The following is a 253-nucleotide window of genomic DNA, read 5'->3' on the forward strand; positions in this document are numbered from 1 at the left end:
GGTGAGGCTGCCCGGCAGCGGGTAAACGTTGTCGACCCTGTTCTGCCCCGCCAGGCGCAGGCGCCCGGTGTGGCCGACGGTCAGCACCAGACGATCCACCGTCACCGCAGCGCCGTCGGCGGTTAGCAGAAGGTATTGCTGGTTCTCGTTGCGCTCGACCGCCGTGACCTGATGCCGATGCAGATTGACCGTTACCCAGGCGGGTGCGGTCGCGAGGATCCGCGTGAAGGCGTCGGCCAGATAAGCGCCGAGC

At 67.6% G+C, this 253-nt stretch carries 1 protein-coding gene; it reads right to left on the minus strand.

From position 1 onward, the window contains the following. The coding region (locus AAEY83_RS16985) for an FAD/NAD(P)-binding protein (RefSeq protein ID WP_351060996.1) at nt 1-253 on the minus strand (253 nt) is incomplete at both ends.

This window comes from Psychrobacter sp. TB20-MNA-CIBAN-0197 (assembly GCF_040309765.1).
In the GTDB taxonomy this organism is placed as follows: Bacteria; Pseudomonadota; Gammaproteobacteria; order Pseudomonadales; family Moraxellaceae; genus Psychrobacter; species Psychrobacter submarinus.